Annotated in this window: 1 protein-coding gene; it reads right to left on the reverse strand. The window is 68.0% G+C overall.

Annotated features, from left to right (window positions below; translation table 11 throughout):
* On the reverse strand, positions 1-524 hold a 524-nt coding region (locus tag ACFWJO_RS38235; protein ID WP_386872771.1), incomplete at its 3' end, for a Gfo/Idh/MocA family protein.
* Positions 525-562: the final 38 nt, after the last annotated feature.

Here is a 562-nt window from a genome sequence, read left to right on the forward strand (position 1 = left end):
AGATCGCACAGGTGCACTCCGATGTCGGCGAAGGCGCGGGACTGGCCACCCTGACCGGAGTCAACCCGCCAGTTCGTGTCCGAGGGACGCGACAGCCAGTCCTGCAGGTACTCGCCCCGCACCAGGTGTGGTTTGTCAGCACCTGAGGCCAAGCGAGCCCGCAGTTCACGGACGGAGGAGTAGAAGCGGTAGCCGAAGGGGACGGTGGCCACCAGATCGGTGGCTCGCCATTGATCGACCATGGCCTGTGCGTCGTACCGGCTGGTGGCCAGCGGCTTCTCGCAGATCACGTGCTTGCCGGCCGCCAGGGCGGCACGCACGAGATCTGGGTGGGTGTCGTTGGGTGAGCAGATGTGCACCACCTCGACGCGGGGATCTTCGATGAGTTCCAGGGGAGTGGAGTGCACCTCCCCGGCCCCCGTCTGCTGCCCTGCGCGCTGACCTGAAGCCACGTCGCGGCTGGCCGCGGCCAGCACCTCGTGCCCTGCGGCACGGACGGCGTGGGCGTGGACGCGGGCGATCATGCCCCCGCCGATGATTCCTGCACGCATCGGGTTACTTC

The organism is Streptomyces sp. NPDC127092 (genome assembly GCF_042722475.1).
GTDB lineage: Bacteria > Actinomycetota > Actinomycetes > Streptomycetales > Streptomycetaceae > Streptomyces.